The organism is Kitasatospora sp. NPDC048662 (assembly GCF_055587065.1).
The window spans coordinates 12,369-26,518 of the sequence record NZ_JBVJHA010000016.1 but is presented as its reverse complement, the minus strand read 5'-3'; the positions used below and the strand labels follow the sequence as shown (position 1 = coordinate 26,518).

Genomic DNA, 14,150 nt, shown 5'->3' with positions numbered 1-14,150 from the left:
CCGGCGGTCCGGCCCACCGTTGCGCACACCTTTACCCCTCGTTCGCTCCGTGAACCGCGTCGAACGGTTCGGCTCGCGAGCCTGGATACTGGGACACCGTGCGGAAGAGTGCGGTGGCAATGTGCGCAGTGGCGGCGATCGGCGCGGTCGCCATTGTTCTGGTGCCCTCGACCGTTCCGGAGACCTCCCAGGGGGACACCGCGCTGGTCTCGGTGGTGGTCAACGGCGGCCGCACGATCGAACTGGGCCCGACCGAGACCCGGACCTTCCCGGTGGAGGTGACGGCGACGGACCGTTCCGGTATCCGCGCGGTCGATCCGATCGGCGTGTGGGGCCCGAACTACGCGACCCTCAAGGTCGGCCCGATGAGCTGCGTACCGCTGGACGCCACCGGCACGGTGAGCCGCTGCACGGGCGAGGTGACGGCCTCGGCGACCTCCCGGGTGCTGTTCGACGACCAGGCCGGCACCTGGTTCGTGGACCTGCGGATCCAGGCCAACGACGGCGACCGCTACGTGTCGAAGTCGGCGGGCGGCTTCTCGCTGAAGCGGACGGCACGGATCGACCAGGCGTCCGCCCCGGCCACGGCGGCCTTCGGCCAGAGCATCCAGGTGCAGGCGCGGCTCCAGCGCACCATGTGGGACGAGAACGGCTACATCCCGCAGAGCGGGACGACGGTGTACCTGCAGTTCCGCCCGACCGGCTCGGACACCTGGAGCACGCTGACGGCGGCCAACACGAACGCCGAGGGCCAGGTGTCCGTCCAGGCCCCGGCCCTCCGGTCGGGCACGTACCAGTGGTTCACCCCGGGCGACAAGTGGACGGGCTCGGCGACCTCGGCGGAGCTGGCGATCACCGTCGACCCGGAGCCGGCCAACCCCGGCCAGTGAACGCGTCGGCCCCGGCCGGTGAACGCGTCAGGGGCGCCGGGGAGGTTCCCCGGCGCCCCTGACGGCAGGTCTGCGTCAGCCGCGCAGTTCGGCGGCGACCAGTTCGGCAATCTGCACCGCGTTGAGCGCGGCGCCCTTGCGCAGGTTGTCGTTGGACAGGAACAGCGACAGGCCGTTGTCGACGGTCTCGTCCACCCGGATCCGGCCGACGTAGCTCGGGTCCTGGCCGGCAGCCTGCAGCGGGGTGGGGATGTCGGTGAGGACGACGCCGGGGGCGTCGGCCAGCAGTTCGGTGGCGCGCTCGGGGCTGAGCGGGCGGGCGAAGCGGGCGTTGACCTGGAGCGAGTGGCCGGTGAAGACCGGGACGCGCACGCAGGTGCCGGAGACCTTCAGCCCGGGGATGCCGAGGATCTTGCGGCTCTCGTGGCGGAGCTTCTGCTCCTCGTCGGTCTCGTTGCTGCCGTCGTCCACCAGCGCGCCGGCGAACGGCAGCACGTTGAACGCGATCGGCCGCTTGTAGACGCCCGGGGCGGGGAACTCGACGGCGGCGCCGTCGTGCACCAGCGCGGTCGCGTCCTCGACCACCTTGCGGGCCTGCTCGTGCAGCTCGGAGACGCCGGCCAGGCCGGAGCCGGAGACCGCCTGGTAGGTGGAGACCACCAGCGAGACCAGCTCGGACTCGCCGTGCAGCGGCCGCAGCACGGGCATCGCGGCCATGGTGGTGCAGTTCGGGTTGGCGATGATGCCCTTGGGGCGCTCGGCGATCGCCTCGGGGTTGACCTCGGCGACGACCAGCGGGACCTCGGGGTCGCGGCGCCAGGCGGAGGAGTTGTCGATGACGACGGCTCCGGCCTCGGCGACCTTCGGGGCGAGGGCCTTGGAGGTGGCGCCGCCGGCGGAGAAGATCACGATGTCGAGGCCGCGGTAGTCGGCCGTGGCGGCGTCCTCGACGGTGACTTCGGTGTCCTTCCAGGGCAGGGTGCGCCCCGCCGAGCGGGCCGAGGCGAACAGCCGCAGCTGCTCGATCGGGAAGCTGCGCTCCGCCAGGATCTCGCGGACCACGCCGCCGACCTGACCGGTGGCTCCTACGATGCCGACCTTCATCCGTCTCCTCCTCCTACATTGTGCAAAGCCATCATGCCTTGTCAGAGCTGGTGTGCGCGGGGGCGTCCCAAGGCGTGAACGCCTGCCGTCCGGCGCGGCAATCCCTTTCGTCGGGGCGCCCGCGGGCCGGAAATCCTGCGCGGAAATCAGCCGTGCGCGAGCAGCGGCAGCCGCACCGCCGGGGTGGGGATCCGCCCGGCGCGGTGCAGCAGGGCCTTGAGCGCGGTCGGGTTGGGCCCGGCGAACGCGGCCCTGGACACCCCGGCCAGTTCCGCGCCGAGCCGGCGGGCCAGCGGCACGTCGCCGTCGGCCCAGGCCCGGTGCAGGGCGACGAAGCGGGCGGTCTCCAGGTGCGCGGAGGCCAGGATGCCGCCGTCGGCGCCGAGTGCCAGCAGCGGGGACAGGAACAGGTCGTCGCCCACCAGCACCCCGCGCGGGTCGGCGGCCAGCAGCGCCACGGCCTGCTCGTCGATCCCGCCGGGGGCGTACTTGAGGCCCGCGACCTGCGGCAGGGCCAGCAGCTCCAGCAAGGTGGCGGCGCCCAGCGGCTGCCCGGTGCGGTACGGGATGTGGTAGATCACCAGCGGCACCGGGCTGGTGGCGGCCAGCTCCCGGAAGTGCGCGAGCACCCCGGCCTCGCCGGGCCGGACGAACGCCGGGACGGCGACCAGTGCCGCGTCCGCCCGCCCGTCGAGGCGGCCCAGCGCCTCGGCCGTCCGCGCGGTGCCGCCGTGCCCGGCGCCGACCGTCAGCACGGCCCCGTACTCGGTGGTGACGCGCCGGCAGAGCTCGACCACCGCGTCCTGTTCGGCGTCGGTGAGGGAGCCGGGTTCGCCGGTGGTGCCGAGGGCGACCAGTCCGGCGGCGCCGGCGTCCAGGCTGTCGCGGGCCAGCTGCTCCAGCGCGTCGAGGGCGAGGGCGCCGTCGGCGGTGAACGGAGTGACCAGCGGGACGTGAATGCCGTGGAGTTCCATGGGGGAAGCGTGCCGGGCGCCGACCGTGCGGGTCCAGTTCACATTTCCGATGCTTCTCGTAAGCTGAGCCGATGCTCGATGTGCGACGACTGCGGCTGCTGCGCGAACTGGCCCACCTGGGGACGATCGCGGCGGTGGCGGACGCCCTGGCGTTCAGTCCTTCGGCGGTGTCCCAGCAGCTGTCGGTGCTGGAGCGGGAGGCCGGGGTGCCACTGCTGGAGCGGACCGGTCGGCGGGTGGCGCTGACCCCGGCCGGGCGGAACCTGGTGCGGCACACCGAGGCGGTGCTGGAGCTGCTGGAGCGGGCCGACGCCGAGCTGGCCCACGCCCGCCGCGGCCTGGCCGGCCCGCTGCGGATCGGCGCCTACCCGTCCGCCGTGCGCGCCCTGGTTCCGGCCGCGCTGGCCGAACTGGCCTCCCGGCACCCGGAGTTGGAGGCCATGGTGAGCGAGGTGGACCCGGCCGCGGTGGCGGCGGCGCTGCGCGCGGGCGAGCTGGACCTGGCGCTGGTGCACGAGTACGACCTGGTGCCGGACGAGCCGGAGGAGGGCATCGCGCTGACCGGCCCCGTGTTCGCCGAGCCGATGTACCTGGCAGCCCGCAGCGCGGGCACCCTCGCCGACCACCAGGGCAGCCCGTGGATCACCGCCCCGCCCGGCACCCGCTGCCACGAACTGACCCAACGCGCCTGCCAGGCCGCCGGGTTCAGCCCCCGGGTCCGGCACCGGGTGGACGACTTCGCGGCCCAGCTGGCGCTGGTGGCGGCCGGCCAGGGCGTGGCACTGGTCCCGCACCTGGGCACCGGCCACTGCCCTGTGAACGTCGCCCTGACCCGCCTGCCGATCTACCGCCGCACCCGCACCGCCTTCCGCGCGGGCGCCGCCGCCCACCCCGCGGTGGCCGCCTTCGCGGCGGCCCTGCACGCGGCGGTCCCGGCCGAACTGCGGGCCGCCTGACGGCCGTTCAGCCCGCGAACTCGCGGATCAGCCGCCAGACCTCGGCGGGCCGCTCCTCCTGCATGAAGTGCCCGCCGCCGTCAACCAGTCCGGTGCTGAGCGCCCGCACCCCGGCCTCCCGCAGGCCTGCGGCGTAGGCGTCGAGGTCCACGGGTTCGCGGGTGCCGCGCAGGTAGAGCAGCGGGGTGTCGACCGGCCCGGCGGCGGCGGACTCGGCGTTGTCGCGGGCGTCCTGGGCGAGCGCCCGGTAGAGGTCGAACCCGGCGGTGAGCCGGTCGGGTTCGCAGTAGGCGGCGGCCTGTTCGGCGCGCGACGCGGGAGTGATCCGCTCGGGGTCGGCGGACAGCACCCGGTAGAAGTACGCGAAGTAGGCCTCCTGCCGGCCGTCCACCAGCGTCTCGGGCAGGCCGGGGACGGCGTGCAGGCCGAAGTGCCAGATGTGCGGGTTGCGCAGCACCTGCTCCCAGGGGGCGACGCCGGGCAGCACGGTGTTCATCACCACCACCCGGTCCACGGCGTCGAAGGTCCGCAGGTAGGCGTAGGCGGCCATGCCGCCGGCGTCGTGGCCGACCAAGGTGGTGCCGGTGAGGCCGAGTTGGCCGATCAGGGAGTGCACGGCGGCGGCGATCCGCCGCTTGGAGCCGCCGACGCCGCCGGTGGAGCGGCCGATGCCGGGCAGGTCCACGGCCAGCAGGCGGGCCTCCTCACCGGCCGCGGCCATCACGCCCTGCCAGGTTCGGGAGGACTCGGGCCAGCCGTGCAGCAGCAGGAAGGGCTTCCCTTCGGGGTCGCCGGATTCCACGACGTGCAGGGAGAGTTCACCAACGGGCAGCTGACGGCGCCTCAGTTCGATCGACATGCAACATGTCTATCAAAAGACATGGATCATGTCGATCCCCGGTCGTCTAGGCTGGGCCGCATGAACGACGACCGCCCGGGCTACGAGCGCGGCACCGGCTTCCTGCTGGCCCGGCTCGGCTCGCTCACCACCCGCTCCTGGACGGCCTTTCTCGGCGAGCACCGGCTGACCCAGGCCCAGTACGGCGTCCTGGTCGCGCTCGGGCAGCACGGCCCGGTCGGCCAGGGCCGGCTGGCCGGGCTGGTGGCGGTGGACGCCCGCAACCTGGTGTCGGTGCTCGACGGCCTGACCGACCGCCGCCTCCTGGAGCGCCGGCCGCACGACACCGACGGCCGCCGCCGGGTGGTCGCGCTGACCGCCGAGGGGCGCGCGCTGGTGGACGGCCTCGCCGCCGCGGCCGCCGCCGAGCAGGACCGCTTCCTGGCCGCCCTGCCCGCCGCCGACCGGGCCCGGCTGAACCGGCTGCTGCAACGCCTCTACGACGCCCACCTGCCGGACGCCCCGGGCGGTCGATAGCCTTCCGCCATGCATGAGGTGAACGAGCAGACGGAGCAGCCCGGCCGGTTCGGGGCCGAGGCGACGGTGGAGATCGCGGCCGAGCGGATCGGGTCGGTGCACACCGCGTACGCGCCCGACCCCGACGGGGACCCGGATCCGGGCGAGATCGTCTGGACCTGGGTGCCGTTCGAGGAGAACGACGGGCGCGGCAAGGACCGGCCGGTGCTGGTGGTGGCCCGGGAGCGGGCCGGCACGCTGCTGACGGTGATGCTGTCCAGCAAGGGTCACGACCAGGACCCGGACTGGGTGCCGCTCGGCGCCGGCCCGTGGGACCGCAGCGGCCGGGACTCCTGGGTGGCCCTGGACCGGGTGTTCCGGGTGCACGACGGGGGGATGCGGCGCGAGGCCTGCGCCCTTGACCGGGCCCGTTTCCAGCTGGTGGTCGACTCGTTGAGGCATCGTTACGGCTGGCACTGAGTAACGATTGTCCGATCGTCATACACAGCTTGCCCTCAACCGGGTACAACGGCTCCAGCAACTCCCAACAGTTGACCTGGAGTCGGACGCATGAGCAGCAACACTCCTCCTGGCTACGGGCCGCAGGACCCGTACGGCCAGAACCCGTACGGCCAGCAGCCGCCTCCGGCGACCGGCGGCTACGGCACCCCGCCGCCGCCTCCCCCGCCGCCGGGCTACGGCGAGCAGCCCGGGTACGGCGCCCAGCCCGGCTACGGCCAGCAGCCGGGGTACGGCGCCCCGCAGGCCCAGTGGCCGGCCTGGCTCGGCCAGACCCCGCCGCCCGGCATGCCGCCGACCCCGGGCGTCCGGACGCTGGCGACGTTCGCCGACCGTTTCGTGGCCCGCCTGATCGACTGGGCGATCCTGCTGATCCCGGTCTACATCGTCGTCTCGATCATGCCCTTCGTCCTCGCCTCCTTGGTGATCGCCCTGGCCTACGCCGCCTACGACGCGGCGTTGATGCTCAGCCAGCACGGCCAGACCGTCGGCAAGAAGGTCATGAAGCTCCGGGTGGTCAACTTCGCCCACGGCGGCCGTCCGACCGACAACGAGCTGTGGACCCGGGCCGGCGTCTGGGGCGGTCCGTTCATCGTCCCGTTCATCGGCGGGCTGCTCGGCCTGGTCAACGGCCTCTCGCAGCTGTGGGACAAGCCGTTCCAGCAGACCTTCCACGACAAGGCCGCCAAGACCGTGGTGGTCAAGGAGGGTTGATCCTCCGCCACACGCCGGAAGGCCCCCCGCACGAACGCGGGGGGCCTTCCGTTGTGACGGGACGCGTCAGCTGGCCAGGCAGCTCGGCCCGAGCAGCTGCTTGAGGTCGCCGAACAGCGCCGGGTCGGACTTCACCCGGTGCCGGTCGAGGCGCAGCACCACGGTCCTGGTCCGGCCGCGCAGGTGGACGTGGACCTCGGTGGAGCCGCGGTGGCTGCCCAGCACCTCGCCGAGCCGGGCCACGATCGGCGGGGTGAGCTTGTTCTCCGGCACGGTGATCACGATCGGCAGCTGGGCGCCGACGTTGGACAGGTCGGGCACGGAGAGTTCCATGCCCATCAGCCTGGGCACGTCCTCCCGCTTGTCGAGCTTGCCGCGGACGAACACCACGGCGTCCTCGACGAGTTGGGAGGAGACCAGCTGGTAGCTGGCGGGGAAGAACATGCAGTCGATGGAGCCGGCCAGGTCCTCGACGGTGGCGATCGCCCAGGCGTTGCCCTGCTTGGTCATCTTGCGCTGGAGGCCGGAGATGATGCCGCCGATGGTGACGATGGTGCCGTCGGGTCGTTCGGCGAGGTCGGCGACCGCGCAGTCGGCCTTGTCGGCGAGCACGTGCTCGATGCCGTGCAGCGGGTGCGAGGAGACGTACAGGCCGAGCATCTCGCGCTCCTGGGTGAGCAGGAAGGACTTCTCCCACTCCTCCTCGGAGAACACCACGTCCAGGCCGAAGCTCGGCTCGTCGGAGACGCTGTCGCCGCCGAACAGGTCGAACTGGCCCTCGGCCTCCTTGCGCTTGATCGAGACCACGTTGTCGATCATCGGCTCGAACTGGGCGGTCAGGCCCTTGCGGGTGTGCCCGAGCGAGTCGAAGGAGCCGGCCTTGATCAGCGATTCCACGGTGCGCTTGTTGCAGACCACCGCCTCGACCTTGTCCAGGAAGTCCGGGAAGGAGGTGTACTTCCCCTTGGCCTTCCGGGTGCGGATCATCGACTCCACCACCGGGCCGCCGACGTTGCGGATGGCGGTCAGGCCGAACCGGACGGTGTCGCTGCCGTGCGGGGTGAAGTCGGCGTCGGACTCGTTGACGTCCGGCGGGAGCACCTGGATGCCCATCTTGCGGCACTCGTTGAGGTAGACCGCGGACTTGTCCTTGTCGTCCTTGACCGAGGTGAGCAGGCCGGACATGTACTCGGCCGGGTAGTTGGCCTTGAGGTAGGCGGTCCAGTAGGAGACCAGTCCGTAGCCGGCGGTGTGGGCTTTGTTGAAGGCGTAGCCGGAGAACGGGACCAGGACGTCCCACACGGCCTGGATCGCGGCGTCCGAGTAGCCGTGTTCGCGGCAGCCCTTCTGGAAGGGCACGAACTCGGCCTCCAGGATCTCCTTCTTCTTCTTGCCCATCGCGCGGCGCAGCAGGTCGGCCTGGCCGAGCGAGTAGCCGGCCAGGATCTGCGCGGCCTTCTGCACCTGCTCCTGGTAGACGATCAGGCCGTAGGTCGGCTTGAGGATCTCCTCCAGGGGCTTCTCCAGCTCCGGGTGGATCGGGGTGATCTCCTGCTGGCCGTTCTTGCGCAGCGCGTAGTTGGTGTGCGAGTTGACGCCCATCGGACCCGGGCGGTACAGCGCAAGGACGGCGGAGATGTCTTCGAAGTTGTCGGGCTTCATCAGGCGCAGCAGCGAGCGCATCGGGCCGCCGTCGAGCTGGAAGACGCCGAGGGTGTCGCCGCGGGCGAGCAGTTCGTAGGTGGGCTTGTCGTCGAGCGGCAGGTCGAGCAGCTCGATCTTGATGCCCTTGTTCTTCTCGATCGCCTTGACGGCGTCGTCCATGATCGTCAGGTTGCGCAGGCCGAGGAAGTCCATCTTGAGAAGGCCGAGGCCCTCGCAGGTGGGGTAGTCGAACTGCGTGATGGTGACGCCGTCGGTGTGCCGGGTCCAGACCGGGATGTGGTCGGTCAGCGGCTCGGCGGACATGATGACGCCGGCGGCGTGCACGCCGGGCTGGCGGATCAGGCCCTCGATGCCGCGCGCGGTGTCGATGACCTTCTTGACGTCCGGGTCGCTCTCGTACAGGCCGCGGATCTCGCCGGCCTCGCCGTAGCGGGGGTGCGAGCTGTCGGTGATGCCGGAGAGCGGGATGCCCTTGCCCATGACGTCCGGCGGCATCGCCTTGGTGATCCGGTCGCCCATCGCGTACGGGTAGCCGAGGACGCGCGAGGAGTCCTTGATGGCGGCCTTCGCCTTGATGGTGCCGTACGTGACGATCATGGCGACCTTGTCGGAGCCCCACTTCTCCGTCACGTAGCGGATCACGTCGCCACGCCGGCGCTCGTCGAAGTCGATGTCCACGTCGGGCATGGAGATGCGCTCGGGGTTGAGGAAGCGCTCGAAGATCAGGCCGTGCGGGATCGGGTCGAGGTCGGTGATGCCCATCGCGTAGGCGACCAGCGAACCCGCCGCCGAACCACGGCCCGGACCCACCGCGATGCCCTGGCTCTTGGCCCACATGATGAAGTCGGCGACCACGAGGAAGTACGCCGGGAACCCCATCTGGATGATGGTGTCCATCTCGTACTCGGCGAGCTTCTTGTGCTCCTCGTCGTAGCCGCCCGGGAAGCGCCAGTCCATGCCCTCCCAGACCTTGGACTTGAAGAAGTCCGCCTCGGACTCGAAGCCCTCCGGGATCGGGAACCGCGGCATCAGGTTCTTGAACTTGAACATGCCCTCGGTGTCGACCCGGGAGGCCACCAGCAGCTGGCTGTTGCGGCAGCCCTCCTGCCAGATGTCGGAGGAGTCGAGGGCGTACATCTCGGCGGCGGACTTGATGTAGTAGCCGGTGCCGTCGAAGCGGAAGCGGTCCGGGTCGGAGAGGTTCTTGCCGGTCTGCACGCACAGCAGCAGGTCGTGGGCGCCCGCGTCGGCCTCGGTGGTGTAGTGCGAGTCGTTGGTGACCACCGGCGGGATGTTCAGCTTCCTGGAGATCTCCAGGAGGCCGTCGCGGACCCGCTTCTCGATGTCGAGGCCGTGGTCCATCAGCTCCAGGAAGTAGTTCTCCTTGCCGAAGATTTCCTGGTACTCGGCGGCCGACTTGAGCGCCTCGTCGAACTGGCCGAGCCGCAGCCGGGTCTGCACCACGCCGGACGGGCAGCCGGTGGTGGCCATCAGGCCGGCCGCGTGCTCGGCGATGATCTCCTGGTCCATCCGGGGCCACTTGACCAGCCAGCCCTCCGCGTAGGAGCGGGAGGTCAGCTTGAAGAGGTTGTGCAGGCCCTCCTTGTTGCGGGCCCAGATGGTCTTGTGGGTGTAGGCACCGGACGCCGAGACGTCGTCCTTCTTCTGGTGCGGCTGGCCCCACAGGATGCGCTTGGTGTTGGAGCGGGACTCCGGCGCGACGTACGCCTCGATGCCGATCACCGGGGTGATGCCGGCGGCGGTGGCCTGCTTGTGGAACTCGGCGGCGCCGTACATGTTTCCGTGGTCGGTCATCGCGACGTGGGTCTGGCCCAGCCGCTCGACCTCCTTGAAGAGCTGCTTCAGCCGGGCGGCGCCGTCCAGCATCGAGTACTCGGTGTGGACGTGCAGGTGCGCGTACGGCTGGTCGCTCAAGGCGGGGCCTCCGGGGTCCTGAGGGGGGCTGAAACACGTAAGGCCCGAGCCACCACCTGGGCTCGGACCACGGCTTCCGGGATCGCGTCCCCGAGTCTAGTCCCCCTCCGGACGTGGAAGCGCTAACCTCCGACCACCACACGGTTACGGGAGGGGACCCGCCATGGCCTTCGTCCAACCACCGCTGCCGACACCCCGGCCGGGGGGCCGGGGACTGCCCGGAGTCGGCGTCCTGCTGCTGGTGCAGATCGCCGTGGAGCTCGCGATCCTCGGCTACGACCTCAGTCACAGCGGCCTGAACTATCTGCCGATCGCCCTCGGGGTGCCGGTCGACCCCCGCTACTACGTGCCCGCCCCGGCCGCCTTCACCGGCTACGACACGGCGCTGGTGCTCACCTCACTGGTGCTGGCCTTCGGCGCGTTCAACCGCCGCCCGTGGGCCCGGGCGGGCGCGGTCGCCGTCCTCGCGGTCAACGCCTACGGCTCGGCGACCACGCTGATCGCGGCGTTCGTCAACAACGGCGAGGGCGTCCTGCACCAGGACGCCGTCCCGATGCTGCTCACCGCCACCTATGTGGCGGACGTCCTGCTCGCCCTGGCCGTCGTGCTGATCGCGGCCGCCGGCCGTGAGCAGTCGGCTCCGGCCCTGCCCCCTTACCCGACCCCGCCGTACCCGGCCCCGCCCGTCCCGGCGCCCGCTGCCACCGACCCGGCCCCGGGCACCTGGGGTGCTCCCCCGCCGCCCGCCGCTCCCACGGGGTACCGGCCCCCGCAGCCGCCCCCGGGCGCCCCCGGCGCCGCGTACGCCTTTCCCCCGCCGCCGCCCGCCCAGCCGCCGACCCAGCCGCCCGCTCCGCCCGCGCAGCCGCCCGCCTGAGCGGTCCGGGCGCGTTGTCGGAGTGCCCGCCGTCGGCCCGAGCTGCGTGGGCGGCGGGGCTCTCCGGCGGCCGGGTCCGCACCTGATCTGCTGGACTGCCCGCGGGCGCTGCCGGACGGTGGCGTTCGCGTCCTGACGCCCCGCTCCTACTCCTGCTCGTCCAGCTCCGCCAGGAACGCCAGCGCGGCCGCCCAGGTCCGCTCGTCCGCCTCGGCGTCGTAGTCCGGCAGGTCGGCGTCGGTGTACAGGTGCCCGGCGCCCCGGTAGCGGTGCACCTCGACGTCGGCGCCGGCCCGGGTCATCTGCAGGTACCAGGTGTTCAGCCAGTCCTCGGACTCGTACGCGTCCGGCTCGGCCACGTGCAGCTGCACGGCGATGCCGGTGGCGGCGTCCTCCCGCAGGTCGGAGGTGCCGTGCAGGAGCAGCAGCCCGCGGGCCTGCTCGTCGGCCAGGGCCAGGTTCTGCGCCAGCGACCCGCCGAGCGAGAAGCCGGCGTACACCAGGCCGTGCTTCGCGGGCAGCAGCGGGGCGACGGCGGTCACGGCGCGGCGCAGCAGCTCGTCGTTGCCGACCTCGTCGCGGTACGCCATGGCCTCCTCCACCTCGTCGAAGGTGCGGCCCTGGTACAGGTCGGGGGTGTGCACGGTGTGCCCGGCCTCGCGCAGCCGGTCGGCGGCCCGGTGCACGGCGGGGCGCAGGCCGTACGCGGAGTGGAACAGGACGATCTCGGCCACGGGTGGGCTCCTCGGTGCGGGGTGCTGGACCCTCCATGATCTCCCATCCGGGAACGCACCGGGGCCCGGCCCACCAGTGGGTGGGCCGGGCCGCTCGGGCGGGCGGGTCAGTACGAGGTGCTGACGGACGCCCCGCTGAAGCCCTGCTGGGCGTACAGGCTGACGTAGTTGTACCCGGCGGGCGGGTTGGCGATGGTCAGCGTCTCGCTGTTGCCGCTGCCGGTGGACTTGGCGTTGTACGAGCCGGTGGTGGCCCAGTTGCTGCCGTTGTAGTACAGGTCGGCGTTGCCGGTGCCGCCGGAGACGGTGACGGTCAGGCTGGTGGTGCCGGCCGGCACCCACAGGTAGAAGTACGCGTAGTTGTTGACGGTGGCGGCGACGTTCGAGCGGCGGCAGTTCTTGTCGAGCTGCCGGGTGTCGGAGCCGGTGCACTCGGGGGTGGTCGGCACGGTGGGGCCGCAGTTCCCGGCGTTGCAGGCCGTCAGCCAGCTGTTGAAGTCGGCGTCGTACCGGGTGCCGATGGTGGACTTCAGGATCGTCCGGGCGCCGTTCCAGTCGCCGGCGCGGTACTTGGCGAGCACCGCGTCCATGTCGCTGCGGTGCGACTGGAGCATGTAACGGACCGCCAGGTAGCCCCAGTTGTAGACCCTGGTCTGGTCGGCGTTGTCGTAGGTGGTGTCGAACAGGGTGGACAGCGCGTAGGTGTGCTGCCCGGCCTGGGTGATCGCGCCGGTGTACTCGACGCCCCGGTAGGCGTAGGAGATGTACTCGGCGAGGCCCTCGACCCACCACACGGTCGGCGTGGTCTGGCCGGCCTTGTAGTCGCCGTACATGTCGAACCGGCCGTCGAGGTAGTGGGTGTACTCGTGGTTGAGGTTCCAGATCTGGAAGGCGGGGCGGACCCACTCGGCCTCGTGGGCGATGAAGCGCGGCTGGTTGCCGGCCACGGCCGGGTCGCCCTCCAGGTACATGCCGCCGTTGTCGGTGGAGATGTCGAAGATGATGCCGGCGTACATCCGGTAGTCGCTGCTGGAGTGGAACACCACCACCTCGATGGTGGAGTTGTTGTCGTTTGCCACCGCGCCGTTGTCCCGGACCACGCCGTGGAAGTACGCGTCCTGGCCCTTCAGGCTGGTGCAGGCGGTGTTCAGCTGGTCGGCCGTCAGCGCCTGGGCGACGATCCGGATGCTGGGGCTGCACGTGTAGTTGACCGTCAGCACGGCCGCCTTCACCCGGTTCGGCAGGTCACAGGTGCCGTAGTAGGCGCAGTTCGCCTTGTCGTAGCTGTCGGTCATCTCGGCCAGGCCCACCCACAGCGAGGCGGTCCGCCCGGTGATCGCGCTCTGGTCCAGCAGGCTCTTCACCAGCGGCCGGACCTTCGCCTGCATCGCCGGGTACTGGAGGAACCGGCCGAGTTCGCGGCCCGCGTTGGAGACCAGGAAGTCGTTGGTCCCGCCGAGCAGGGCGTTGTTGCGGGTGGCGAACGACTGGAGGGTGTCCAGCACGCTCGGGTCGGCCTGGACGGCGGGCAGGAAGTCGCTGTTCTGGTGGCCGCGCCAGAGCACCGTGTACACGTTGTTGACGGCGTCGACCATGTACCAGGACGAGTCGTAGCTGCTGTTGTAGCCGTTCAGCAGCCGCTTCACCACCGACAGGTAGCGGGCGTTCTCGGCCGCGCTGTCGATCAGGGTGACGGCCTCGCGCAGCGTGGTGCCGTTGGCGTCGGTCACGTCCTGCGAGTGCGGGGCGGCGAAGAAGGCGTCCAGGCCGCCCTCGATCGCGGACTTCAGGTTGGCGCCGTACGGGCCGACCACGTCCGGGTTGTACCACTGCACGTAGTACCCGGCCCGCAGGTACAGCACGATCTGGGTGGCCGAAGTGGAGTCGTCACCCGGGTAGTTGGCGGAGACCTCGCGCAGCGCGTTGGCCGCGCTCACCATCTGCGCCTCGTTGAACGCCAGCTTCGCGTCGTTGCCCTTGAGCAGGAACAGCGAGTTGACGCAGTCCACGGTGGCGGACTTGATCTGGGCGACCAGCGCGCCGCCGGTCTTCCCGGTGAAGTCGGAGACGTTGCAACTGGCCGCCGCCGCGAGCGACTTGGCCTGCTCCGGCTCGCCGTTGACGGCGAGCGGCGGCCGCTTGCTGGCGTCCGACCGCACGTCACGGTCGGAGTCCTTGCGGCGCTCGGCCGCCTCGGTGCTGCGCGGCGCCGACTTCGACGCCTTCGCGGGCCGCTCACCGGTGGGAGCGGTGGGGGTGGCCGCCCTGGCGCCCGGCACGAAGGCGGCAAGGAAGCCCAGGGTCAGGCAGAAGGACAGCAGCAGACTCCACGTTCGCGCGGGGGACGCGAACGGTATCCGGAAGGTTCGCACGTGGGGGCCTCCGGGCCGATATGACGCCGCGTGTTGGGGCGCGGCGGATGGGGGGA

12 protein-coding genes are annotated in these 14,150 nt (G+C 71.4%); 6 read left to right on the top strand and 6 right to left on the bottom strand.

Annotation, left to right across the window (positions count from 1 at the left end; all coding sequences use genetic code 11):
• The first annotated feature begins 98 nt into the window (after positions 1-98).
• A complete protein-coding gene (locus tag ACZ6R9_RS30165) occupies positions 99-890 on the top strand; it encodes a hypothetical protein (protein ID WP_465541671.1) in 792 nt (263 codons plus the stop codon).
• Between the two features lie 75 nt (positions 891-965).
• Here ACZ6R9_RS30165 and ACZ6R9_RS30160 read toward each other — a convergent pair whose 3' ends face one another.
• Complete coding sequence (locus ACZ6R9_RS30160) at positions 966-1,994, bottom strand: aspartate-semialdehyde dehydrogenase (RefSeq protein WP_465541669.1); 1,029 nt, start codon at positions 1,992-1,994, stop codon at positions 966-968.
• Between the two features lie 146 nt (positions 1,995-2,140).
• On the bottom strand, positions 2,141-3,010 hold the full coding sequence (locus ACZ6R9_RS30155; protein WP_465541667.1) for a dihydrodipicolinate synthase family protein: 870 nt from the start codon (positions 3,008-3,010) through the stop codon (positions 2,141-2,143).
• Positions 3,011-3,039: 29 nt separating this feature from the next.
• Here ACZ6R9_RS30155 and ACZ6R9_RS30150 point away from each other — a divergent pair, with 29 nt between their 5' ends.
• Positions 3,040-3,924: a LysR family transcriptional regulator gene (locus ACZ6R9_RS30150; protein ID WP_380486466.1), complete on the top strand. Its 885-nt coding sequence runs from the start codon at positions 3,040-3,042 to the stop codon at positions 3,922-3,924.
• A gap of 7 nt (positions 3,925-3,931) precedes the next feature.
• On the opposite strand, the gene ACZ6R9_RS30145 is transcribed toward ACZ6R9_RS30150, so the two are convergent.
• Positions 3,932-4,783: an alpha/beta fold hydrolase gene (locus ACZ6R9_RS30145; protein WP_465541665.1), complete on the bottom strand. Its 852-nt coding sequence runs from the start codon at positions 4,781-4,783 to the stop codon at positions 3,932-3,934.
• 60 nt (positions 4,784-4,843) lie between these two features.
• Between ACZ6R9_RS30145 and ACZ6R9_RS30140 the strand changes: the two genes are divergently transcribed.
• The 3 genes from ACZ6R9_RS30140 to ACZ6R9_RS30130 all read left to right on the top strand — a co-directional run bounded on the left by ACZ6R9_RS30140 (position 4,844) and on the right by ACZ6R9_RS30130 (position 6,511).
• The gene (locus ACZ6R9_RS30140) at positions 4,844-5,299 is read left to right on the top strand and encodes a MarR family winged helix-turn-helix transcriptional regulator (protein WP_465541663.1); all 456 of its coding nucleotides are present in this window, start codon (positions 4,844-4,846) and stop codon (positions 5,297-5,299) included.
• 9 nt (positions 5,300-5,308) lie between these two features.
• Positions 5,309-5,758 (top strand): type II toxin-antitoxin system PemK/MazF family toxin, encoded by a 450-nt coding sequence (locus tag ACZ6R9_RS30135; protein WP_380486460.1) that lies wholly within the window; start codon positions 5,309-5,311, stop codon positions 5,756-5,758.
• Positions 5,759-5,848: 90 nt separating this feature from the next.
• Entirely contained in the window at positions 5,849-6,511 is a 663-nt protein-coding gene (locus ACZ6R9_RS30130; RefSeq protein ID WP_465541660.1) for an RDD family protein, read from the top strand.
• 66 nt (positions 6,512-6,577) lie between these two features.
• On the opposite strand, the gene dnaE is transcribed toward ACZ6R9_RS30130, so the two are convergent.
• Positions 6,578-10,111 carry a DNA polymerase III subunit alpha gene (gene dnaE / locus ACZ6R9_RS30125; RefSeq protein WP_380486457.1) on the bottom strand — a complete coding sequence of 1,178 codons (3,534 nt, stop codon included), beginning with the start codon at positions 10,109-10,111 and terminating at the stop codon, positions 6,578-6,580.
• Between the two features lie 163 nt (positions 10,112-10,274).
• Here dnaE and ACZ6R9_RS30120 point away from each other — a divergent pair, with 163 nt between their 5' ends.
• The gene (locus ACZ6R9_RS30120; RefSeq protein ID WP_465541659.1) at positions 10,275-10,988 is read left to right on the top strand and encodes a hypothetical protein; all 714 of its coding nucleotides are present in this window, start codon (positions 10,275-10,277) and stop codon (positions 10,986-10,988) included.
• Positions 10,989-11,134: 146 nt separating this feature from the next.
• On the opposite strand, the gene ACZ6R9_RS30115 is transcribed toward ACZ6R9_RS30120, so the two are convergent.
• Entirely contained in the window at positions 11,135-11,833 is a 699-nt protein-coding gene (locus ACZ6R9_RS30115) for a dienelactone hydrolase family protein (protein ID WP_465541835.1), read from the bottom strand.
• On the bottom strand, positions 11,830-14,022 hold the full coding sequence (locus ACZ6R9_RS30110; protein ID WP_465541833.1) for a M9 family metallopeptidase: 2,193 nt from the start codon (positions 14,020-14,022) through the stop codon (positions 11,830-11,832). The genes ACZ6R9_RS30115 and ACZ6R9_RS30110 overlap by 4 nt, the downstream gene beginning before the upstream one ends.
• Between the last annotated feature and the right edge of the window lie 128 nt (positions 14,023-14,150).

Excerpts from the sequence above, each read along its gene's own strand:
- ACZ6R9_RS30160 (WP_465541669.1), bottom strand. The coding sequence starts at position 1,994 with ATGAAGGTCGGCATCGTAGGAGCCACCGGTCAGGTCGGCGGCGTGGTC.
- ACZ6R9_RS30150 (WP_380486466.1), top strand. The coding sequence starts at position 3,040 with ATGCTCGATGTGCGACGACTGCGGCTGCTGCGCGAACTGGCCCACCTG.
- ACZ6R9_RS30145 (WP_465541665.1), bottom strand. The coding sequence starts at position 4,783 with ATGTCGATCGAACTGAGGCGCCGTCAGCTGCCCGTTGGTGAACTCTCC.
- ACZ6R9_RS30140 (WP_465541663.1), top strand. The coding sequence starts at position 4,844 with ATGAACGACGACCGCCCGGGCTACGAGCGCGGCACCGGCTTCCTGCTG.
- ACZ6R9_RS30135 (WP_380486460.1), top strand. The coding sequence starts at position 5,309 with ATGCATGAGGTGAACGAGCAGACGGAGCAGCCCGGCCGGTTCGGGGCC.
- ACZ6R9_RS30130 (WP_465541660.1), top strand. The coding sequence starts at position 5,849 with ATGAGCAGCAACACTCCTCCTGGCTACGGGCCGCAGGACCCGTACGGC.
- ACZ6R9_RS30120 (WP_465541659.1), top strand. The coding sequence starts at position 10,275 with ATGGCCTTCGTCCAACCACCGCTGCCGACACCCCGGCCGGGGGGCCGG.